This window comes from Psychrobacter sp. CX14 (genome assembly GCF_057396205.2).
In genome coordinates this window covers 620,214-639,587 of the sequence record NZ_CM183187.1, presented here as the reverse complement: position 1 = coordinate 639,587, position 19,374 = coordinate 620,214, and the positions used below count along the sequence as shown (strand labels likewise).

At 39.8% G+C, this 19,374-nt stretch carries 17 protein-coding genes; 11 read left to right on the top strand and 6 right to left on the bottom strand.

What is annotated here, in order from left to right:
* Positions 1-15 precede the first annotated feature (15 nt).
* The 4 genes from AC2SLO_RS02690 to AC2SLO_RS02675 all read right to left on the bottom strand — a co-directional run bounded on the left by AC2SLO_RS02690 (position 16) and on the right by AC2SLO_RS02675 (position 4,364).
* Complete coding sequence (locus tag AC2SLO_RS02690) at positions 16-723, bottom strand: ZIP family metal transporter (RefSeq protein ID WP_486541995.1); 708 nt, start codon at positions 721-723, stop codon at positions 16-18.
* Between the two features lie 186 nt (positions 724-909).
* A complete protein-coding gene (locus AC2SLO_RS02685; RefSeq protein WP_486541993.1) occupies positions 910-2,238 on the bottom strand; it encodes an FUSC family protein in 1,329 nt (442 codons plus the stop codon).
* A gap of 147 nt (positions 2,239-2,385) precedes the next feature.
* Positions 2,386-2,943 carry a DUF421 domain-containing protein gene (locus AC2SLO_RS02680; RefSeq protein ID WP_486541991.1) on the bottom strand — a complete coding sequence of 186 codons (558 nt, stop codon included), beginning with the start codon at positions 2,941-2,943 and terminating at the stop codon, positions 2,386-2,388.
* Positions 2,944-3,131: 188 nt separating this feature from the next.
* The gene (locus AC2SLO_RS02675; RefSeq protein ID WP_486541989.1) at positions 3,132-4,364 is read right to left on the bottom strand and encodes an MBL fold metallo-hydrolase; all 1,233 of its coding nucleotides are present in this window, start codon (positions 4,362-4,364) and stop codon (positions 3,132-3,134) included.
* Between the two features lie 227 nt (positions 4,365-4,591).
* On the opposite strand from AC2SLO_RS02675, the gene AC2SLO_RS02670 reads away from it, so the two are divergent.
* The 4 genes from AC2SLO_RS02670 (at position 4,592) to AC2SLO_RS02655 (ending at position 8,238) form a co-directional block, all read left to right on the top strand.
* Complete coding sequence (locus tag AC2SLO_RS02670) at positions 4,592-5,608, top strand: metallophosphoesterase (protein ID WP_486541987.1); 1,017 nt, start codon at positions 4,592-4,594, stop codon at positions 5,606-5,608.
* 142 nt (positions 5,609-5,750) lie between these two features.
* The gene (purE, locus tag AC2SLO_RS02665; RefSeq protein ID WP_486541985.1) at positions 5,751-6,308 is read left to right on the top strand and encodes a 5-(carboxyamino)imidazole ribonucleotide mutase; all 558 of its coding nucleotides are present in this window, start codon (positions 5,751-5,753) and stop codon (positions 6,306-6,308) included.
* A 203-nt stretch (positions 6,309-6,511) separates the two neighbouring features.
* Positions 6,512-7,789: a 5-(carboxyamino)imidazole ribonucleotide synthase gene (locus AC2SLO_RS02660; RefSeq protein WP_486541983.1), complete on the top strand. Its 1,278-nt coding sequence runs from the start codon at positions 6,512-6,514 to the stop codon at positions 7,787-7,789.
* On the top strand, positions 7,789-8,238 hold the full coding sequence (locus AC2SLO_RS02655; RefSeq protein WP_486541981.1) for a YaiI/YqxD family protein: 450 nt from the start codon (positions 7,789-7,791) through the stop codon (positions 8,236-8,238). The genes AC2SLO_RS02660 and AC2SLO_RS02655 overlap by 1 nt, the downstream gene beginning before the upstream one ends.
* Before the next feature lie 23 nt (positions 8,239-8,261).
* On the opposite strand, the gene AC2SLO_RS02650 is transcribed toward AC2SLO_RS02655, so the two are convergent.
* Positions 8,262-8,711 carry a GNAT family N-acetyltransferase gene (locus AC2SLO_RS02650; protein WP_486541979.1) on the bottom strand — a complete coding sequence of 150 codons (450 nt, stop codon included), beginning with the start codon at positions 8,709-8,711 and terminating at the stop codon, positions 8,262-8,264.
* A gap of 174 nt (positions 8,712-8,885) precedes the next feature.
* Positions 8,886-14,354, bottom strand: a complete 5,469-nt coding sequence (locus AC2SLO_RS02645; RefSeq protein WP_486541977.1) for a PDDEXK-like endonuclease domain-containing protein — start codon at positions 14,352-14,354, stop codon at positions 8,886-8,888.
* Between the two features lie 450 nt (positions 14,355-14,804).
* Here AC2SLO_RS02645 and AC2SLO_RS02640 point away from each other — a divergent pair, with 450 nt between their 5' ends.
* The 7 genes from AC2SLO_RS02640 to AC2SLO_RS02610 all read left to right on the top strand — a co-directional run bounded on the left by AC2SLO_RS02640 (position 14,805) and on the right by AC2SLO_RS02610 (position 19,274).
* Positions 14,805-15,032 (top strand): HvfA family oxazolone/thioamide-modified RiPP metallophore, encoded by a 228-nt coding sequence (locus tag AC2SLO_RS02640; RefSeq protein WP_486541975.1) that lies wholly within the window; start codon positions 14,805-14,807, stop codon positions 15,030-15,032.
* Positions 15,033-15,144: 112 nt separating this feature from the next.
* Positions 15,145-15,435 (top strand): HvfA family oxazolone/thioamide-modified RiPP metallophore, encoded by a 291-nt coding sequence (locus tag AC2SLO_RS02635; RefSeq protein ID WP_486541974.1) that lies wholly within the window; start codon positions 15,145-15,147, stop codon positions 15,433-15,435.
* A gap of 77 nt (positions 15,436-15,512) precedes the next feature.
* Positions 15,513-16,556 (top strand): HvfB family MNIO-type RiPP peptide maturase, encoded by a 1,044-nt coding sequence (locus tag AC2SLO_RS02630; RefSeq protein WP_486541972.1) that lies wholly within the window; start codon positions 15,513-15,515, stop codon positions 16,554-16,556.
* Positions 16,543-17,499, top strand: a complete 957-nt coding sequence (locus AC2SLO_RS02625) for an HvfC family RiPP maturation protein (RefSeq protein WP_486541970.1) — start codon at positions 16,543-16,545, stop codon at positions 17,497-17,499. Before AC2SLO_RS02630 ends, AC2SLO_RS02625 begins: the two co-directional genes overlap by 14 nt.
* Before the next feature lie 60 nt (positions 17,500-17,559).
* Complete coding sequence (locus AC2SLO_RS02620; protein WP_486541968.1) at positions 17,560-18,231, top strand: HvfX family Cu-binding RiPP maturation protein; 672 nt, start codon at positions 17,560-17,562, stop codon at positions 18,229-18,231.
* Positions 18,232-18,324: 93 nt separating this feature from the next.
* On the top strand, positions 18,325-18,951 hold the full coding sequence (locus AC2SLO_RS02615; RefSeq protein WP_486541966.1) for a sigma-70 family RNA polymerase sigma factor: 627 nt from the start codon (positions 18,325-18,327) through the stop codon (positions 18,949-18,951).
* Positions 18,952-19,076: 125 nt separating this feature from the next.
* Positions 19,077-19,274: an anti-sigma factor family protein gene (locus tag AC2SLO_RS02610; RefSeq protein ID WP_486541964.1), complete on the top strand. Its 198-nt coding sequence runs from the start codon at positions 19,077-19,079 to the stop codon at positions 19,272-19,274.
* Positions 19,275-19,374: the final 100 nt, after the last annotated feature.

The window sequence follows — 19,374 nt, the reverse complement described above, 5'->3', positions numbered from 1 at the left end:
ATCATTCTGCGACCCTTAAATTAGCATTTCCCCGATAATACCCACTAAGAATCCCAAGGTTGCCCCAAGCGACGTATAATAGTCGTCAATCAGCTTACTTTCTGGAATAATGTCTTGAATCAATAAGTATAAAATTCCGCCACTGGCAAAGATCATCAAATGAGCGGTTAAGTCAGGATACCCTCTTAAAAAAGTATGTCCTATCAGGGCACCCATGATGCCAAGAAAGCTGAGACCAAAGAAAATAGATAGTGTGGTTTTTGCGGTAAAGCCACTTTGTACTAAATCACGAAAAGCATTGAAGGACTCAGGTAAATTTTGTAAGCCTATAAATACGGCTAACAACATTGCCATATCTGGCTGGATTGCAAATACTGCCCCTAGCGCTATCGCTTCAGGCACAAAATCCATGAGCATTGCAAGAAGCGTTGCCATCTGACCGCCTTTGGTAGCCAAATAGCGATCAATCAGCATGAACAAAATAGCCCCAATAGAAAATGAGCTCGCCAACCCTATGATACTTAGCTCCTCTAAGCCTTTGGGTACCAACACTAAGGCAATTGCAGACAAAATAATACCTGCACCGAAGCTCATCAGAGTATGCACACATTGATCTTTAAATAGACTTTTTTTGACGTGATGATCAAACTGATAGGCTAGCAAACCACCAATTAATACCGTAATGCCTGAAAAACCAGCAAACATTAATAACTGTAGTGGCATGTTAATATCCTTTTAAAACATGAATCGTTAAATCCTGTATGTTCATAAACACTTTATTCATAAGCACTTTGTTCATGGCATCGGGACCAGCGAACAAAATTTTTCCTCTTGAGCATATCTCTTGAGCTTATAAGGTTAGTTGCACCTTAAACGAATTTCTAGCTTATCACGACAAAACAAACCTGCTTAGACATCCAAATTACTCTCACCACCATGAGCATGAATACGGCGCTGCTCCTGCCGCTGATAGCGTAGCCCTGAAGCTGCATACCATTGTGCTTTACTTTCTTTGAGCAAGTCACTTAAGCTTTGTAACTGTCCTTGTAGAGTTTGAGTCAGCCAAAAATAACCCTGCCATTCAAAACCTAACTGGTGAATACTCGGATAATCGGATACTTTAATACGGGTAATAGGGCGAAACACCTCATCACTGGGACTTCTTAACACCGCTGCCATATGGCGCATGGCTTGTGTTAACTCAGAATGATAATGTGCCAGTAAGATACGATTATCCCCATCAATAGGGTGCTGGTTTAATGTTGGAGCAGCGCTTAATAATAAGTCGATAGTGCCAATAATATTACGATGCATGCGCTGGATTTGATCAAGGGTTTGTTTATCGATACCTGTCTCATTAGCAGTGGCAGCAATATGGGCACGTACTTTTAACAGGCGTTGGTTAATCTTTTTGAGACGTTGCACCATATCATCATTCACGAGACTACCTATAGTGGTATCACTTAGCTCGCCTATTGACGTAATCGTTGTGGCACCAAGATCCACTCTCGCTTCTCGGCTGGGGGTTAATATATGATCGGCTAAGTCTTCTTGTTCTATAGAAGCTGCCTTGATAGTCGGAGCTAAAGCTTCTAATGATGGCGGGTGTAACTGCTGATTATCATTGGGCTCTTGAACGTGCAGCCCTACCCCATCGTATACTTCTGCGCAGGCTTCAAGATTATTCGCTAACAAGAAACGCCACATCAAGGTGGATTTAAGGGGCAAAATAACCGTCGCAACCACCGATATCAGCGTGCCAATAATGACATTCAACGCACGGTATAGCCCATCTTCGCCGACATTACTGGTGCTTGAGATAATCATACACATGGTGATACCCGTCAACATACCGATATAACCCAGTTGGCGAATGGCATAATAGCCAATGATGGCACTCACCACCCCTATTACCAAATAATATAGCCATTGCTCACTTAGCATATTATGGTTCAAAAATAATAGTACCAATCCTATAATGATACCTAGAGCGGTGCCAGCGATACGTTCAATCGCCTTGGTATATATCGCCCCTTGATATTGCAGTAGCCCCAAAATGATAAAGACGGTAATTGTCGTCCACTCACCATGCGGTAGTTCCGTCACTTGGTTGATAATTAACGCCGTCACAACGGCTAAACCAATGCGCATGGCATGTAGCAAGTCCGCATTTTGGTAGCGGGCATAAGGCTCGACAAAAAGGGCAGCTAGACGTTGTTTTAGTGACTTATTTTCCACAATCTGTTATTTCCAAAAGCAATTTAGACAGCCATTTTTAGTTACACGGTTTTTTAAAAGTAGTTTCTGCAAAAGCAAAGCCACTTTTGGATAGTCTTACACGATATTAAGTATAGATTTAACGTTGCCCTATATCCCTTAGCAAACTTATTTAAAATCTTTATGATTAACAATTAATTCATAATCTCGAATATCGTCAAATATTTCAATATCCGCTGGCGTGTCGCTAGTCTTTATCACGCTCATATCGCCCGTCGTCTCCATCACCATAGCAAATACTTCAGAAGTAGACTTGATGCCATTTTTTCGCAGCACTTCTTGCAAATCATTTTTCGACATTTTGGCTTCTTTAATATTGTTCCAATTAAACTCACCATGCGCCATCAAGACGATAGGCTGATTGTCAACCAGCCTTCTAAAGGCGGTTGATTTCCGGCGTATCACAGAAATACAACCTTGCAATACGAACAAAATCGCAATCGCCAGCAGACCTTTTAACAAAGCAGGCGACTTTGATAAAATAGTAGACGCCAAAATACTACCCATAGCGACCGTCATGGCAAAGTCATAGCTTGAAAACTTAGCAAAGCTACGCAATCCCATCACTCTGGAGTAAACTATAATAGCGAAGTAGACCACAATTGCCGACAGCACCACCGCCAGAGCAACCTCCCAATCTATAAATAACCACTTTGACCAATCCATATTTTCCCTCAATGTTGAACAGACTTTAATCTTTATCTATATAGGGTAACATTATCAACCTAGTGAACTCTTTAACAGTCATAGTGCTATTTTGTAGTCATGTGTCACGCTTTAATATTGTTAGCACCTGATGACTCTATTCACTATTCACTATTCACTATTCACTATTCACTATTCACTGTCATAACCTACTCTTGTTGTTCCCACCACGGCGAGGTAGGTAAGTTATCTAAATCAAAAACTTGTCCAATCAGTGGTGTGGCAAGCTTGATTCTATCCGCTTCAGGCTGAATGCTATTATGAGTATCAATGGCTGATGTAATTCGTCTCACAGGCTCCCGCCATTCATGGTTAGACAAGTCAAACTTGCCCCAATGTATAGGCAAAATCACTTTGGCTTGCACATCAATACCCGCTTGGGCAGACTCCTCTGGGAGCATATGCACCTCTCGCCAGCGTTCGTTATAAGCCCCATCCTCAATAAAGGCGATATCAAAACCCCCAAAGCGTTCACCAATCTTCGCAAACTCAGTAGAATACCCACCATCACCACTAAAATATACCGACAACTCTGGCGACTGTACCGCCCAACTGCCCCATAATGTCTCACGATGTCCCGTAATACCTCGACCACTAAAATGACGACTGGGGGTAAACGCAATCGTAATAGCTTGACCATCGCTCCCAGCTATCTGTGTACTCTCATACCAATCATATTCGTTAACCTTTGACTCCGCCACATCCCAACGAAGCAGATGCGCCTTAACGCCTAAAGGTACATAGAACTGACCAACCTTATCTTTCATTTGCTTGATGGCTTTATAATCCAAGTGATCATAATGATCATGCGAAATAAGTACCGCATCGATATAAGGCAAGTCGTCAACGCTAGGCATAGGTGCCATATCAAAAGGCTTAGCACCAATAGGAATAGGCGATGCTCGATGGAAAACTGGATCAGTAATCAGCGTTTTACCGGCTATGTTAAACAATACCGTAGAATGAGCTAACCAAACAAACTCACCGTTTTTTAGAGTGGTGTTCGCAGCACTGTGTTTTAGAGCTTTCCGAGAATTGTCTTTTGAATCGGAAGTATCAGCGATTAAATTTAATGGCATTGTATTGATTGGTTGACTGGGGTTTTTACCTTTTGGCGGAAATAAAAACTCCCATAGCACATTACCATTTTGAGCAGACTCGCCTTTAAGGACACCGGAGAAATCAACCGTACTGGCCTGCGTTTGGGTTAAATTAACGAACGTCTCACCATTAAAATTTGGTGACGATTGAATGCGAGACTGGCTATCAGAATCAGGCTTACCCCCAAACGTTGGCGCAAACTTTAAAAATAAAAGGGTTAAAATCATCAGGATAATGATAATAATCACCAACCACTTAATAACCAATAAGAAGATATGCATAAAAGGAAAATCCAACCGTCGTGTGTGTGTAGTGCGTTATACTAAGGTATCTGAAACAGTCATCTTCAAAGCATAGCTTGACCAATGATTACCTGAGAGTTCAATCATTATCCAATCTAAATCGTCATTATTTTTAGATGATAGGTTTAGATAAAAAGCTTAAATAGTGACAGTTCAACATAACTTTATTATGCAGTCAATTTAAGTAATCACAATGAGACATTTATATGATCTATGACATTATTGGTGATATCCATGGGCATGCCCATAAGCTGAAAGGTCTACTTGACCATTTAGGTTATACCCTCACTCATCATCCCTCATTAGATATAGACTATTATCATCCCCCTGAAGGACATCGGGCGATATTCATTGGTGATCTAATCGATAGAGGTCCTGAAGAGTTAGAAACCTTGCAAATTGTGTTTGCTATGTTAGATGCCAATGTGGCAGAGGCTATTATGGGCAATCATGAGTATAACGCACTTGCCTTTGCCACTGTTAACGAGTTAGGCCATCCTAAATCGAACAATACTCAGTCAGACCATCCAAACATTGCCAAAAAAACTTATTTGCGTCGTCATAATACCGCCCATACCCGTCAACATCAGGCATTTTTAGATGAGATTCCATTTGGCTCAGAGCAGCATAAATATTGGCTAGACCGTTTTTATGAATTGCCCTTATGGATAGAGACCGAACATGCCTGCTTTGTACATGCGTGCTGGGATGAAGACAAAATGGCCGTGTTAAAACCACTGCTAACCGATGACAACCGCCTTACCCCTGAAGCTCTGCAGCAAACAGGACAAAAGGACTCAGACGCTTATGATGCACTAGAGCGCGTACTAAAAGGGGTTGAAGTACCTTTACCCGACGGTATTAGCGTGACTGACAAAGATGGTACAGTTCGACGACGTATGCGGGTCAGATGGTGGTTAAAGGATTTGCAATCGCAGCGCATTGTAGACATTGCACGTGCCTCAACCTTTGACTTAGCGCAAGTGCCTCAAGACGCTGTTATTGACCATGTAGATTTTGAACTGAAGACGGATAAGCCAGTATTTATTGGTCATTATTGGTTAACAGGGACACCTCAACCATTAAGCCCGCAAGTAATATGTACTGATTATTCAGTTGCTGGTAACGGTTACCTAACCGCTTATCAATTTGATACTGAGAATCTGCTACCACTTTCAGAAAATAACTTTGTTCAATATAAACACGATAAAGCAGCAGATTAAACCTTAAATTAAATAAAGGATATGTCTGTGTTTGGCTTATATTTGCATGGGTGTACACTATAACCAATGATTTTTAAAAAGTTACTTTTTATTGATTCAAAAGTTTTGTATGATAGATGTTTTTTGTAAGGAAACTCAAACAATGGCGAATGCCAAAAACACCCAAACTTCAGAGTCAGCACTTGGTCCTATCCAGTCTCCAGAAGGCAGCCCGAAAGTCGGTATTATCATGGGATCGCAGTCAGATTGGGCAACCATGAGCTTGGCGGCACAGCTACTGGCTGACTTCGGTGTAGCATTTGAATGCGAAGTGGTTTCTGCGCATCGCACGCCTGACAAATTGTTTGATTACGCCAAATCCGCTAAAAGCAAAGGCCTGCAAGTCATTATCGCCGGTGCCGGCGGTGCGGCTCACCTACCGGGTATGTGTGCTAGTCAGACAGAATTGCCAGTACTGGGCGTACCTGTTAAATCATCGACACTGAGCGGCTGGGACAGCTTGTTGTCTATCGTTCAGATGCCAAAAGGCATTGCCGTTGGTACCCTAGCGATTGGTACGGCAGGTGCTTATAACGCAGCACTGCTTGCGGTACAAATCTTGGCACTGCATGATGAAGCGCTTGCTAAGCAGCTGGTTGAGTTCCGTCAAAAACAAACAGATACTATCTTAGCCAGTCCAACACCAGGTATTATTAACTAATAGACTTGCTGTAAATAGTTAAATAGTCACAGTAAATAGTACGATATTATGCCTATTCATTTAATTGATTGGCATAAAGGACGATATAACAAAGAGGTGCTATTGGCACCTTTTTGTTTTTCTGTCATTAACCTAATTTATTCTTTAGATAACAGATTTGCTTATTTTCAATTCACCTAATTTCATTGTATTAAGAGTCAACTATGACAACAGCTAATGCTTATCCTGCAACCCAATCTATCCGCACTATCGGTATTCTTGGTGGCGGTCAACTCGGTATGATGCTTGCAGAAGCCGCTATACCGCTTGGCTATCGCTGTGTGTTTTTAGAAGACGCGCCAAATTGCCCTGCGTCATTGTATGGTCAAGTGTTTACCAGCGAGCAACTTGAAGACTTTATTGCTGCGGCTGATGTTTTTACCCTTGAGTTCGAAAATACGCCTGCCGATACAGTTGCGCGCCTTAAGCAAATGTCTGAAGCGGGACAAAAACAAGGCATGTTCCCACCACCACAAGCGCTGGAGGTAGCTCAAGACCGACTCAAAGAAAAAAGCTTGTTTAACGAGCTCGGTATTAAAACAGTACCCTTCTTAAGTGTCGGCTCAAAAAATGAACTGCATTTAGCCTGTGATCAATTAGGGTTACCTTTGGTACTTAAGACCAGCCGTGGCGGTTATGACGGCAAAGGTCAATTTGTGGTGAAGACTCAACAAGATATTGACGACGCTTGGAATGCTTTAGGAGATGCGGTCAGCGGTGAAGGTGATTTAACCCCTACTCCCGCCCCACTGATAGCAGAAGGGTTTATTGACTTTAGCCGTGAAGTATCTATCATCGCGACCCGTGCGCAAGATGGCACGATGCGTACCTATGATTTAATAGAGAACAATCATTATCATGGCATATTAGCCACGTCACAAGCACCTGCGATTGGCACCAGTCACTTATTACCAGAAGCGAAATCCGCTATTGAAACCTTGATGACCCATTTGGATTACGTCGGCACGATGGCTTTAGAGCTATTCGTCACTAAGAATGAGGCGGGTAAAGACGTTATCTTAGCCAATGAAATAGCCCCTCGTGTTCACAACTCAGGGCATTGGAGTATTGAAGGCGCTGTCACCAGCCAGTTTGAAAATCATATCCGTGCCGTGGTTGGCTTGCCATTGGGGGATACCGACAATGTGCTCCCATCAATTATGGTCAATGTATTGGGTGAATATCCTGACGTATCAGACGTACTGGCTATCGATGGTGCTCATTACCATACTTACCATAAAGAAGAGCGTGCTGACCGCAAAATTGCTCATATTACCTTGATGCCAAACGATGTGGTGTATTTAAACCCTGCATTAAAGCGGTTAATATCCGTACTACCTAACAAAGTAGGTATGCAAGACCATATCCTACCTGAATTAAAGCCTCTCAAAGAATCTACCCAAGAACCAGTCACTGAGTCATCACCACCTAAGGACATCTAATGAAAATTTGGATTGATGCTGATGCCTGCCCTTTGGTCGTAAAAGACTTAATTACTAAAACTGTCTTGCGTACTAATACCCCTGCGATTTTTGTTGCCAATCAGGTCATAAAACTGCGCAAATCTCCTCTAATTACCATGAAAGTTGTGGGTTCTGGGTTTGATGTGGCTGATGATTATATTGCCGATAATATCGAAAAAGGCGACTTGGTGATTACCAGTGATATTCCTTTGGCGAATGATGTGCTGGATAATGGTGGTCAGGTGCTGACGCCACACGGCATTATTTATGATAAAAATAATATCAAACAAAAGCTGAACGCGCGAGACTTTATGGACACCATGCGCTCAACAGGCGTACTGGACTTGACTCAAATGGGCGGTCAAAAGCCCTATTCTGATAAAGACAAAAAGATGTTTGCCGATGGGTTAAATAAACTGGTGCGTTAAGCTTTAAAAAGCTTGTCCTTTCCCTACAAACTCAACGCCATCCGGTATGCAGCCACTCGTCCATTTTCCAACACATTCTCAATAACCTCAAAGCCATTGGCTAAATAAAATGGCTTTGCTGTTAAAGTCGACTCTGCGCTAAGCGTTGTCATCCTTTGTTGAATATAGTCTTCTTTCGTTCTATTCAGTAATTGTTTGCCTATCCACTGCCCCTGGCAATCAGGTTTCACATAGTTGAGCAATATCTCACCTTTTTTTGACACTAAAATAAAACCAACAATCTGCTCATCGTACTTATAAACCAATGCATAATTGTTGCTGATCCATTGTTCAACATTACTTTGCGTTTTATTCGCTAGCCACTGCTCAATTGCAACAGGATCATTTTGATGATCTGCAACGCAGGATAGAATACTGTCCCTAATCACATTCGCAATTTCTTCTGCATCCGCTATTTTTGCGGGTTCAATCATCTCAGCTTTCCTATTTTAGATTGCTTTAGAAACTCACCTTTTACCATTCCCACATCAAAACCTATAATATTATCGATACTATTTGAAACAATTATAACCATCCATAATCGTTCATCATTTGGGCTAAATAAGTTGGTGCATTAAAGATAAAAGTTAACTTATATATTAAAAATTTTAACTGTAATGCTCTTTAATAATTCTTAATGCCTTTTCTAAATAATTACTTTCCTCAGGTGAGGTAGCATCTCTTAAGTGGAAAGGAATAAATTCTTTAAATTCATCAAAACTACAAGGCGTTTCCATTAATAAAGCGTCTAACATCTCATCACGTAGTAACCTTTTATCTTCTGAAAGATTTGGATTATTTTTTTCAGATTTTTCACGCAACGCCAATAGTTTATTTCTTAAACTAACATTTTGGAATTCCTCAAAATCTTGCTTTAATTTGGTTTCTTCAAATGTTACAACAATATCGTTCTCTATATCTGAGGCTATTTCATTATTAAACGATTCTTGAAATTCATAATAAGTTGTTTTGCTTACTGATTTTTGCTTCTCAACAATAGCCTCTAACATTTGAACGATACGTCGTATTTGATCATCCGGATTTCTAAACCAATCTGTCGACCAAATACGTTGAATATTCCAACCAAGCCCTTCTAGTATTTCATGTCTTAACCTATCTCTATCACGAGCTGACTTTGCTGAATGATACGTAGCTCCATCACACTCAAGCCCCATAATAAACGCTTCAGGATAGTCGGGGTGTTTAACAGCTAAATCTATAAAAAAACCTGCTACGCCAACCTGCGGTTCACAATCGTAACCCTGCTCTTTTAATTTCTTCATGACTGATATTTCAAAGTCACTATCTGGCTGTTTTCCTGTAATTTGCGTTCCGTGTAAGTGACCTTTTTCGCAATATTCTAAGAAAGATTTTAATGCACTCACACCTTTACTATCTGTCCGAGATAAAACATCACTCGACCCCATTGACGATAAAATATGCATGCGCTTTCTTGAACGAGTAAATAATACATTTAGTCGCCTCCAGCCGCCTTGCTGATTTATGGGTCCAAACCTCTGAGCAACTCTACCGCCAACCACTTCTGGCCCATATGTCATAGAGATAATAATGACATCTCTTTCATCACCCTGTACGTTCTCAAGGTTCTTAATAAAGATTGGTTCTAACTTGTTCTCATACTGTTCATAGGCGCTGCTAAAGTGAGGATCTTCCTTAAGTTTAAGCTCAAGTAAAGCTTCTATTTCATCGCGCTGTCGACTGTTCATCGCCACAATACCAAGAGACTCATGTTGGTTGTTCTTTATCAGATCAGCAAGCAAATCAATAGACTTTTGTGCCTCTACGGTGTTTACACCTTGCAGGAACGTACCTTTGACATGACTGTATCGGATTCCAAATTCTTTAGACTCACTATAAGGCGATGGAAATAAAATCAGCTTAGAGTCATAAAATTGAGCATTAGAAAAGGCAATTAGAGACTCATGCCGTGAACGATAATGCCATTTTAACTTTCTCGTCGTAAATATAGGATTTACAGCATCTAAAATACTTTCTGACTCTTCTAAAGTCGTTGTATCTTGTGCTTCACCATCATCATCACCGTCATTACTATTAGAAACACTTTTAAAAAAATTGCTCGGAGGTAACTGCTTAGGATCACCAACTATAACAATGCTTTTTCCGCGAGCAATGGCACCTATAGCATCTTCTGGAAAAATCTGTGACGCCTCATCCATGATAACAAGATCAAACTCAAACTTGCCAGGCTTCAAATACTGTGCCACTGACATGGGGCTCATCATAAAACAAGGCATTAAGGCTTGAACTGCACTAGATGAACGATCAAGTAACTCACGAATAGCAATATGACGTGTCTTTTTACTCGACTCATGCTTAATAAGCGAGGCTTCAGTTAAAGTGGATACTAAACCTGAGCTATTACCATGAGGCACCTCTACTTCTGATGCATTGGAAGCAATTTGTTTTCTTTGCAAATCTAGAATTTTTTTATCGTACTCGCGAAACCTTTCAGCAATATCTATATGTTTGCTACTACTGAACTCTCTAATACCTTTTTGATTGGTGAGGATATCTTGACTAAGCTCGCTGTATAAACAAAACTCGACACTATCTTTAACCTGCTGAACGTTAATAGTACCAGTATATAACAGGGAAACCACATCAAAAAAACCACTATCTAATAGCGCTTTTTCGGCTCTTAATAATAACTGCCAATCCATTAAGTTACTTGAGCTATCTAATGCTGTTTTATTACGCTCAATTAACTTGGTCAGACTGTTGCCAACTTGTTGGGTCCAATCTGCTTCATGGACATGGTTATTATGATAAAAATCATTTTCAACCTGCTCATACTCTAAATAGAGCTCATAGACTCGTTTTGCTTCTTGCTGAAGGCCCTGATATGTTGCAACTGTTGGATTAGATTTCAAATAGTTAAAGATGGCTAAGTTTGTAGATAATTTTCTAGCAATACCTATCGTTTTCTTGTAGCTATCGATCAGTTCTTCTGATATATCAAAATTATTGATGGCTAATAGAAAATCCTCTCTTAAAAATGTGAACTTATCCAGAAATTTAAGAGCCTCTACCTGAGACCTTAATAAACTATGTAGACTCTGATTCGCAATCTCTAAGTCCTGTAATGATGTCTTAGGATCAATACTCAGTCTTTGTATCGAAGCAATAAAGTTATCCAAACTTCGTGCAAACTCACTCAAATCAGAGGCAGAATCATCTTTACTTAGCCTAGATAATAGAGGGTCATGAGAGTGATTAAAAAATATGCTGAAAGTAGACTGTAAAGACCTGAGTTCCTTCTCAATAATAGTTATTTCATGCTCTAAGTTACTGTTATAAATATCTTTCAAATCAAAAGCCAGCTTTTGATCCATTCTTAATAACGAGGTACCTATGTTAGCCCGTTCATCAAAGTTTGAGCCATATTCTTGGCGTACTCTTTTATACCATTGCCTTAGAGCAACTGCCCGTGCTATAGGCGTCTCAGCACCTTCAAACTGTTGCTGCATCGCTGGGTCACTATCACTGATACTCTTAGCTTTATTGATTAGTTCAATATAAATAATCAGTGCATCAATTTTAGGCTCTAACTGAGCTAAAGTAACCGCAGGTAGAGGACTCAAACTTAGAACATAGCTTTTAGAAGCTCGCCACTGTGATGAGAACCATCTAAAAAACCCACCCTGTTCTAAAATAACTTTATGTTGTCTTAATATATTAGCTTCAGGTAGCTTTGTTAAATCAAAAACCTCTGAGAGCTCTTTATGTAGTGGATCTATTTCTAAAAAAACTTCTGTTAGCTGAGGTAACACAATATCTAATGAGGCACTATCATAGACATCATTTCTATGATGCCATAGCTCATTTGGCAAAGCGTCGATCAACCCAACCAGAATTCTAAGTTCATTAAATCCACTTTTGCTAGCTTTTATAACTGGTTGAATGCTTGGCGGTAGCTGCTTGCTAATAGTATTTAATGTTTGATTAACGGCTTCGATGCGACTAAGTAATTTATGTACTCGTATAGATTCATTCGATAGCTCCTCAACGGTTAATGAGGGCATGTCCATTCGCTCAAACGATATCAGTGATTTTAAATGCTCAATATTTTGGTCAAACTCTTCTACATCATTAACCTCTAAACTAACTCCCTGTGGAAATATTGATAATAACTGATGGTAAGAGTCTCTTATTAAACCTATATCATCTAAAAACTGTTCAACCTCATTTGTATATGTGGTTATTTGAGCTAAGTGATTCAGCTTTATTTTCTCTGAAACAGCCGGTAATTGCGTAATAAAGGATAATGTATCCCTTAAAACGACAATATTATCTGTCTCTAATCTAAGTTGAGTCGCTATTGGAACCCAACTTTTATATAAATCTTTTAATACATCCTCCCAGTTTTGAAGTGAACTCAGCAGTTGTTTAGTCTCATAATCCATGTAGTCATCTTTCTTAACTCCATACCATGCATGTGACTCAATACTGTCATTACTGGATTGAAAGACAACTTTTGCATACTCTCTTTCAAAAATAGTAGCGTCTTCTAGGGCATTATGGATAGTCGACTCATTGATTGAGGCTGACTCCTCACGTTTATACTCAATATCACTTCTATTAATTCCAAGTTCAAGACTTAGCCGAGTAGTTCTGTTTAATATCTCGTATATCGTTCGCCCCGTATCTTTCCAGACAGTATTAATTAAAGCAACATAGTCATTTAGTTGCTCTTTATACCTTTCATAACGACTGATACTGGTTTCAAAGTCCTTTGGGGAATTATAGCGATTGAAGGACTCCAGCTGACTGCTTAAATCTTGTAGGATTTTTAATTTATTGGCTTTATGGCTATGTAGTTCTAGACAAAAACTTCCTAGACCAACATTATCAAGTTTAGACTTAACAACATTTAATGCTGCCATTTTCTCTGCAACGAAGAGCACCCGTTTTCTATTATTAATGGCACTCGCAATTAAATTAGTGATGGTCTGAGACTTTCCTGAACCAGGAGGCCCTTCTATTACTAAATTTTTACCACCAACTGCATCAATCAAAGCACTATGTTGAGAGCTATCAGCATCATAAACTAAGGGAAACTTATCATGGACATCTGCTATGTCGTCAATCGCATATTCTTGATCGTCATCATAGCCTGACTCTCGATTGTCGGAACTACCAAAGAGTTGAGAAAGTACAGGATGACTTTCAATTTTATTACTCCCCCAATTGCTTGGATCTAAATCTCTATACATTGCCTGTTTTGAAAAGTTAAGCAAAACGACACTAGCATAATATTTAATAGACCATTTTTTCTTTACCTGAATAATAGATTGCTCTACCTGTTTTAAATAAGCACTGGGAGACATATCCTCTTCAATCTCAGGTAGTAATAAACCAAAGTCATTAAGCAGCTTTTGCTTAAGAGTTAAGTTGGTTTGTAACTCTTCATCATTCATTTGAATGCTATAAAAGAAACCTGATCTCTTATCACTCTTTCTACTGATACTAATAGGTATATTAAATAATGGTGATAAATTAGCTACATCAGAGTTGTCATCTTCATACCACTCCAAAAACCCTAGGCTTATAAATAGAGTGTTAGCCCCCATCTCTTCAATAGAACTTTTAGCAGCTGATCTTATAACACGGGCTTTACTATCTAAGCTATTAGGATATAACAAAACCTGAATATCTTTTTCTGCTTCAGGAGACCTACACTCTTTAAGGTCATAGTCTGTTTGAATACCTAGATGCTTAGCCCATTCTTTCGCAGTTGGTGTACGGATAGATCTTTTATTATTTTTTTCATCTATAACTGTGAATTTTTCTAATGCCTCTAATTCTTTAATATCAGGCAAGGGAACAGCATTGATATTGATAGTATGTTTCTTTAATAAAAGCTCAGAGATATTATCTAACTGGTTATCTACAATCCTTAAGCTCTTAGCTGGGTGCTTATAATTTATTAATACATTACGTCGAGAAAGATCCAACATTCTCTTTCTTAGCTCCTCTAAAGAGCTGTATGAGAATTTATTGTCTTTTATTGCTGTATTGTCTTGATCTTTCGGCATGCTATAGGCACTCAAATTAAAGGTATATATATTAATATCTACTAAAATTAGGTTGTTAAATCTAATAAACCCTATCTCTATTCTAATAGATATAACTACGCAATGGGCACAATAAATAAAAATTATAGCAACCTTAATTATAAACAATCAAAGTTACTCTCACCCTCACCACGCCCATTAATTATTCCTACAAATACTGCGCTCACCCCTCAACTCATTCGATTAATCGTTTTTATTTAAAAAAATAACTATAAATCAAAGACTTACATTAATTCAAAAATAATTATCTAAAAAATTAAAAATAAGTGTAAGAAAAGCCGCCCGTGCGACGTCTAATTAATAACAGACAAATAACTTGCCATTGATTTGAGTACGACATCATTGAGAGGGCCATAAGTTTTGAGACTGTTATCACCTATCAATTATTTAACCCTATCAATGGAATACATCATGAAAAAATCAGCATTTATTACCAGCTTAGCACTAGGTTCACTTATGACCATGAGTGGGGCCAATGCAGCAAACCCTTTTAATGCCAAACCTATGCCAAACGCTCACCAAAGTGACAGTAAGGCAGCAGACGCTAAGTGCGGCGAAGGCAAATGCGGCACAGTCAAAAAACCTACCAAAAAAACGGATGCCAAATGTGGCGAAGGCAAATGTGGCGGCAGTAAATAGCGCCTCTATTGTTAAAACCAATTTACCCTTTTGATCAGTCGTACATTAAAACAGTCGATAATCTAAATAGTTAAATTTAACCAATCAATCTTATTTAAAACGGAATATTATTATGAATACCAAATCAATCGTTGCAAGTTTAGCCCTAGGCTCATTAGTTACCTTAGGTGGCTGTACATCAACCAATCCTTTTTCTGCAAATTCAATGGATTCAGGCTACAAAAATGGCGAAAAAGCCCATCAAGGGTCATGTGGCGCTAATAAAACAGCCGAAGCCAAATGTGGCGCAGAAAAAAGTGCTGAAGGCAATTGTGGTGCCGATAAAAAAGCAGATAGCTCGTGCGGTGCAGACAAGAAAATGGATGCTAAATGCGGCGAAGCCAAATGTGGTGGCAATAAATAGCATTGATTAATTGAACAAACTGCTACTGGGTTGACCTTCTAGCCTTACCCATACAATCAAAACTATAAAGGACCATTATGACGTTACCACTCTCTAGCTCAATTACTCCCTCTAAAGATACTACTGCGCAACCTATTAAACAGTTAGGCGGTGCAGGGCTTGGGTTTCGTCGTGAGCTTTTAGCAGAGATGGGTAAAGCAGATCTGTCTGCTATCGATTTTTTTGAGATATCGCCAGAGAACTGGTTAAATTCTAACGGTCAAATGGGCGGTCAATACCACAAGCAGTTAAGATCATTTACCGAACAACATCCCTTTGTTTGTCATGGTTTGTCGCTATCAATCGGTAGCACAGCCACTTTAGATACCGCACTTTTAAAAAACATCAAAGCCTTCATGCAGACCCATGATATCGGGCTATACACCGAGCATCTGTCTTGGTGTAGCGACACATCGGGTCATTTATATGACTTGCTCCCTATCCCTTGTACTGAAGAGGCGGTTTATTGGGTGGCTGATAGAATTAAGCAGGCACAAGATATTTTGGGTCAGCAAATTGGGTTTGAAAATGCCTCTTATTATTTTAGTCCCCCAACGAATGGCGTCAGCTGTGATATGAGCGATGCTGAATTTATCAGTGCCGTTGCCAATGAAGCAGACTGCTTACTGCATTTGGATGTGAATAATATTTATGTCAACAGTCAAAACTTTGGCTTTGATGCGCACGAGTACTTACGGCAACTGCCACTTGAGCGTACCTGTTATCTCCATGTGGCGGGGCATCATACTGAAGAAGATGGGCTAATTGTAGATACTCATGGTGCGAGCGTGATTGATCCTGTTTGGGTGTTATTATCGGACGCTTATGCTCTTATCGAGCAAAAAACAGGACGTCCTGCCAGCGCCTTACCGACCTGTTTGGAGCGTGATTTTAATTTTCCAAGTATAGATGAGCTGATTGGTGAAGTGGCCTATATTCGCCAGTTGCAGTTGCAATCACATACGTCAGATAAGCCACAAACGAGTTCTGCCCAAAAAGCGACGTTATCCTATCCGTCCTTGTCTGGTTATCAAACTAATAATGCTCAGCAGACTAAGGACGGTCAGCATGACCTTATCTAAAGTTATCCCTGCTGGCGCTGATACCTCGGTGGCTTCTGAATTAACAGGCATCTCACCTCTGGCAGAGTTTCAGCAAAATTTTGGTCAATATTTACGAGAACAAAAGACTGGGATCGATAATTCCAACTCAGACAGTGCCTCGCCATATCTTACAAACGAGACTCTCACAAATGTGACTCTCGCAAACGGAGCATCCATTCCCAGTCGTATTGGCAATTTATATCAAACTCTTGTATTTAATAATATTAAGGGCTTCTTAGATAAATGCTTTCCTGTTTGCCAAAGTTTGATTAGTGATGATAAATGGCTATATATTTGCAAGCAGTTTTTCCTTAAGCATCCTTGCCATAGTCCTTATTTCACAGAGATTAACCAGCACTTTGTTGAATATTTATCTGAACCTAATGTATTAGAATTATTTGAGCTTCCGCCGTATTTTGCCGAATTAGCACATTATGAATGGGTCGAACTTATGGTCGATACCTATATTCTTGAGGCTATGCCGAGTATTGCACCGACATTCGACACTGAGCAACCACTCAATGAATCGGCTTTGGATGCAAGCAATTTGGGCTTAAGCTATTTAAGCATTAATCCAAGCGTGCAAAACTTACACTATCAGTGGCCGGTACACCTGATTAGCTCAGACTATCAGCCCGAAGAGCCTGAGGACAGTTTTTATTTAGTGTATAGAGATTATCAAGATAAAGTACAGTTTATGACAGTCAATGCGCTCACTTATGCCCTCATCGACTTTATCAGTAGCTATATTAGTAGCCATGTCAGTAATCATAGTCCCATTGAGGCAACAGACAATGGGCTGACCAAATTAATGCAAGCGTTTGCCAACCACTTAGGGTATGAAGACGAGCAGATTTTAGTATCCTTTGGCATACCTTTAATTCATCAGCTAGTGGATCAGCAGGTTTTATTCACATCATAAATATACTATTACCGTCCAAATATTTTGAAAGTTTTTCTAACATTGCATTGAGAATATCATATGAGCTTTGCCAGCAACACACTTAGACCCTTTAACGCCGTTATTTCTCGGTTAGAATCGTTAGATTTTATTGCACCTTTAGCGATACGCTTATACCTTTCGCCAATCTTTATCAGTGCCGGCTGGAACAAGGTCACTGGCTTTGAAGATATTGTGCAGTGGTTTGGCAATAGTGATTGGGGATTAGGACTACCAATGCCGACGCTAATGGCAGTACTGGTTATTTTGGCAGAATTAGTTGGTGGCATTGCGTTATTATTAGGGCTAGGCACGCGCTTTGTGTCATTCTCTTTGATTATTACCATGTTGGTAGCAATGTTTAGTGTCCACTGGGCAAATGGCTGGTATGCCATTACCCCGACTGATCCTAGTACCAGTCTATCAAGTTTGATGAATATGTTTGGCTTTTGGGGCAGTGAGGCCAGTTTAGAGAATACCAATGAAGCGGGGTTACGCTTGGATAAAGCGCGAGAAATTTTGCAAACTCATGGTAATTATGACTGGCTAACCGAAACAGGTAATTTTGTGATACTAAACAACGGTATTGAGTTTGCGGCAACCTATACTGTTATGCTACTGGTCACCTTATTTTATGGCGCGGGTCGTTATGTGAGTTTAGATTATTGGTTAAACCCTTCTGCCTCTAAGCGCCAGTATCGTTACACGGCATAGTTAGCTTATACCTAGCACTTAAATTTATACCTTCAATACTAACAACCGTACCCGATAACTTGTCCAATAACGGTACACATAAGAGCTGTTAAAATGAACCACGCCAGTCAGCTTCCTGTCCCAGAGCATTCTAGTATTACCCCGCAGTTTGTCGAAGCAGTTCGTCATCAAATGCTTGCGTTTGCTCGCCTACAATTGGACGATTATCACCTGGCAGAAGATGTGGTTCAAGATGCGCTACTCTCAGCGCTGCAATATAGTGGTCAATTTAAAGGCAATGCGGCTTTTAAAAGCTGGGTATTTGCCATTTTAAAAAATAAAATTATTGATAATATTCGCAAAAATAGTAAATACTCTACGATATCGAGCCTGCAAGAGAGTAGCGATGGCAATGGGGATAGCTTATTGGATGCCCTATTTGATGAGGCAGGGTCTTGGTATCCAGAGTGTAAGCCGAGTCAATTTGATGACAGTTGGTGTGACCCTGAAGCTCATGTCCATTCTGAGGGATTTTGGCAGGTGCTCGAAGCTTGCTTAACCAACCTACCTAGTGAGCAGGCACGCGCATTTTTAATGCGTGAATATATCGAGCTTGAGACGAGAGAAATCTGCGAGTCGCTGAAGATAAGTAGCAGTAATTATTACGTATTAATGCATCGAGCACGACTTGGTCTTCAGACTTGTTTGTCCATAAAATGGTTTAACTATTCTGACGAATAACAGCTCTTTCGGATAATAGTTCTCTTGTAACACCCTGTGCTCTATTAAACTTGCCTCAAACTCGAAAACTAAAAATAATGTTAGAGAACTGTAGAGAATTCATCGAAATTAAGGCCATATAAACTATGAAAAACTGTAAACGTATTACCCAAATAGCCAGTGATGGACAAGAGCGCCCGTTACGCCTGACTGAGAAAGTACAACTGCATTCCCATCTGTTATTATGTCCGGGGTGTCGCGCCTTTTATGACAACAGCAAAACCTTAAGTAAAATCATGAAAGACTTCCAGTCCAAAGATACTAATAGCCCCTCTGAAAATTGATCTTTCGAGGTGGTCCAGTAAATAAACTACTAAAAGCTTCTTAATTGCTTAAAAAGGTTAATTGCTTAAATAGGTTAATTGCTTGACATTGTCGAATGGA

Excerpts from the sequence above, each read along its gene's own strand:
- AC2SLO_RS02690 (WP_486541995.1), bottom strand. The coding sequence starts at position 723 with ATGCCACTACAGTTATTAATGTTTGCTGGTTTTTCAGGCATTACGGTA.
- AC2SLO_RS02645 (WP_486541977.1), bottom strand. The coding sequence starts at position 14,354 with ATGCCGAAAGATCAAGACAATACAGCAATAAAAGACAATAAATTCTCA.
- AC2SLO_RS02615 (WP_486541966.1), top strand. The coding sequence starts at position 18,325 with ATGAACCACGCCAGTCAGCTTCCTGTCCCAGAGCATTCTAGTATTACC.
- purE (WP_486541985.1), top strand. The coding sequence starts at position 5,751 with ATGGCGAATGCCAAAAACACCCAAACTTCAGAGTCAGCACTTGGTCCT.
- AC2SLO_RS02680 (WP_486541991.1), bottom strand. The coding sequence starts at position 2,943 with ATGGATTGGTCAAAGTGGTTATTTATAGATTGGGAGGTTGCTCTGGCG.
- AC2SLO_RS02630 (WP_486541972.1), top strand. The coding sequence starts at position 15,513 with ATGACGTTACCACTCTCTAGCTCAATTACTCCCTCTAAAGATACTACT.
- AC2SLO_RS02620 (WP_486541968.1), top strand. The coding sequence starts at position 17,560 with ATGAGCTTTGCCAGCAACACACTTAGACCCTTTAACGCCGTTATTTCT.
- AC2SLO_RS02640 (WP_486541975.1), top strand. The coding sequence starts at position 14,805 with ATGAAAAAATCAGCATTTATTACCAGCTTAGCACTAGGTTCACTTATG.
- AC2SLO_RS02610 (WP_486541964.1), top strand. The coding sequence starts at position 19,077 with ATGAAAAACTGTAAACGTATTACCCAAATAGCCAGTGATGGACAAGAG.
- AC2SLO_RS02660 (WP_486541983.1), top strand. The coding sequence starts at position 6,512 with ATGACAACAGCTAATGCTTATCCTGCAACCCAATCTATCCGCACTATC.
- AC2SLO_RS02635 (WP_486541974.1), top strand. The coding sequence starts at position 15,145 with ATGAATACCAAATCAATCGTTGCAAGTTTAGCCCTAGGCTCATTAGTT.
- AC2SLO_RS02670 (WP_486541987.1), top strand. The coding sequence starts at position 4,592 with ATGATCTATGACATTATTGGTGATATCCATGGGCATGCCCATAAGCTG.
- AC2SLO_RS02650 (WP_486541979.1), bottom strand. The coding sequence starts at position 8,711 with ATGATTGAACCCGCAAAAATAGCGGATGCAGAAGAAATTGCGAATGTG.
- AC2SLO_RS02675 (WP_486541989.1), bottom strand. The coding sequence starts at position 4,364 with ATGCATATCTTCTTATTGGTTATTAAGTGGTTGGTGATTATTATCATT.
- AC2SLO_RS02655 (WP_486541981.1), top strand. The coding sequence starts at position 7,789 with ATGAAAATTTGGATTGATGCTGATGCCTGCCCTTTGGTCGTAAAAGAC.
- AC2SLO_RS02625 (WP_486541970.1), top strand. The coding sequence starts at position 16,543 with ATGACCTTATCTAAAGTTATCCCTGCTGGCGCTGATACCTCGGTGGCT.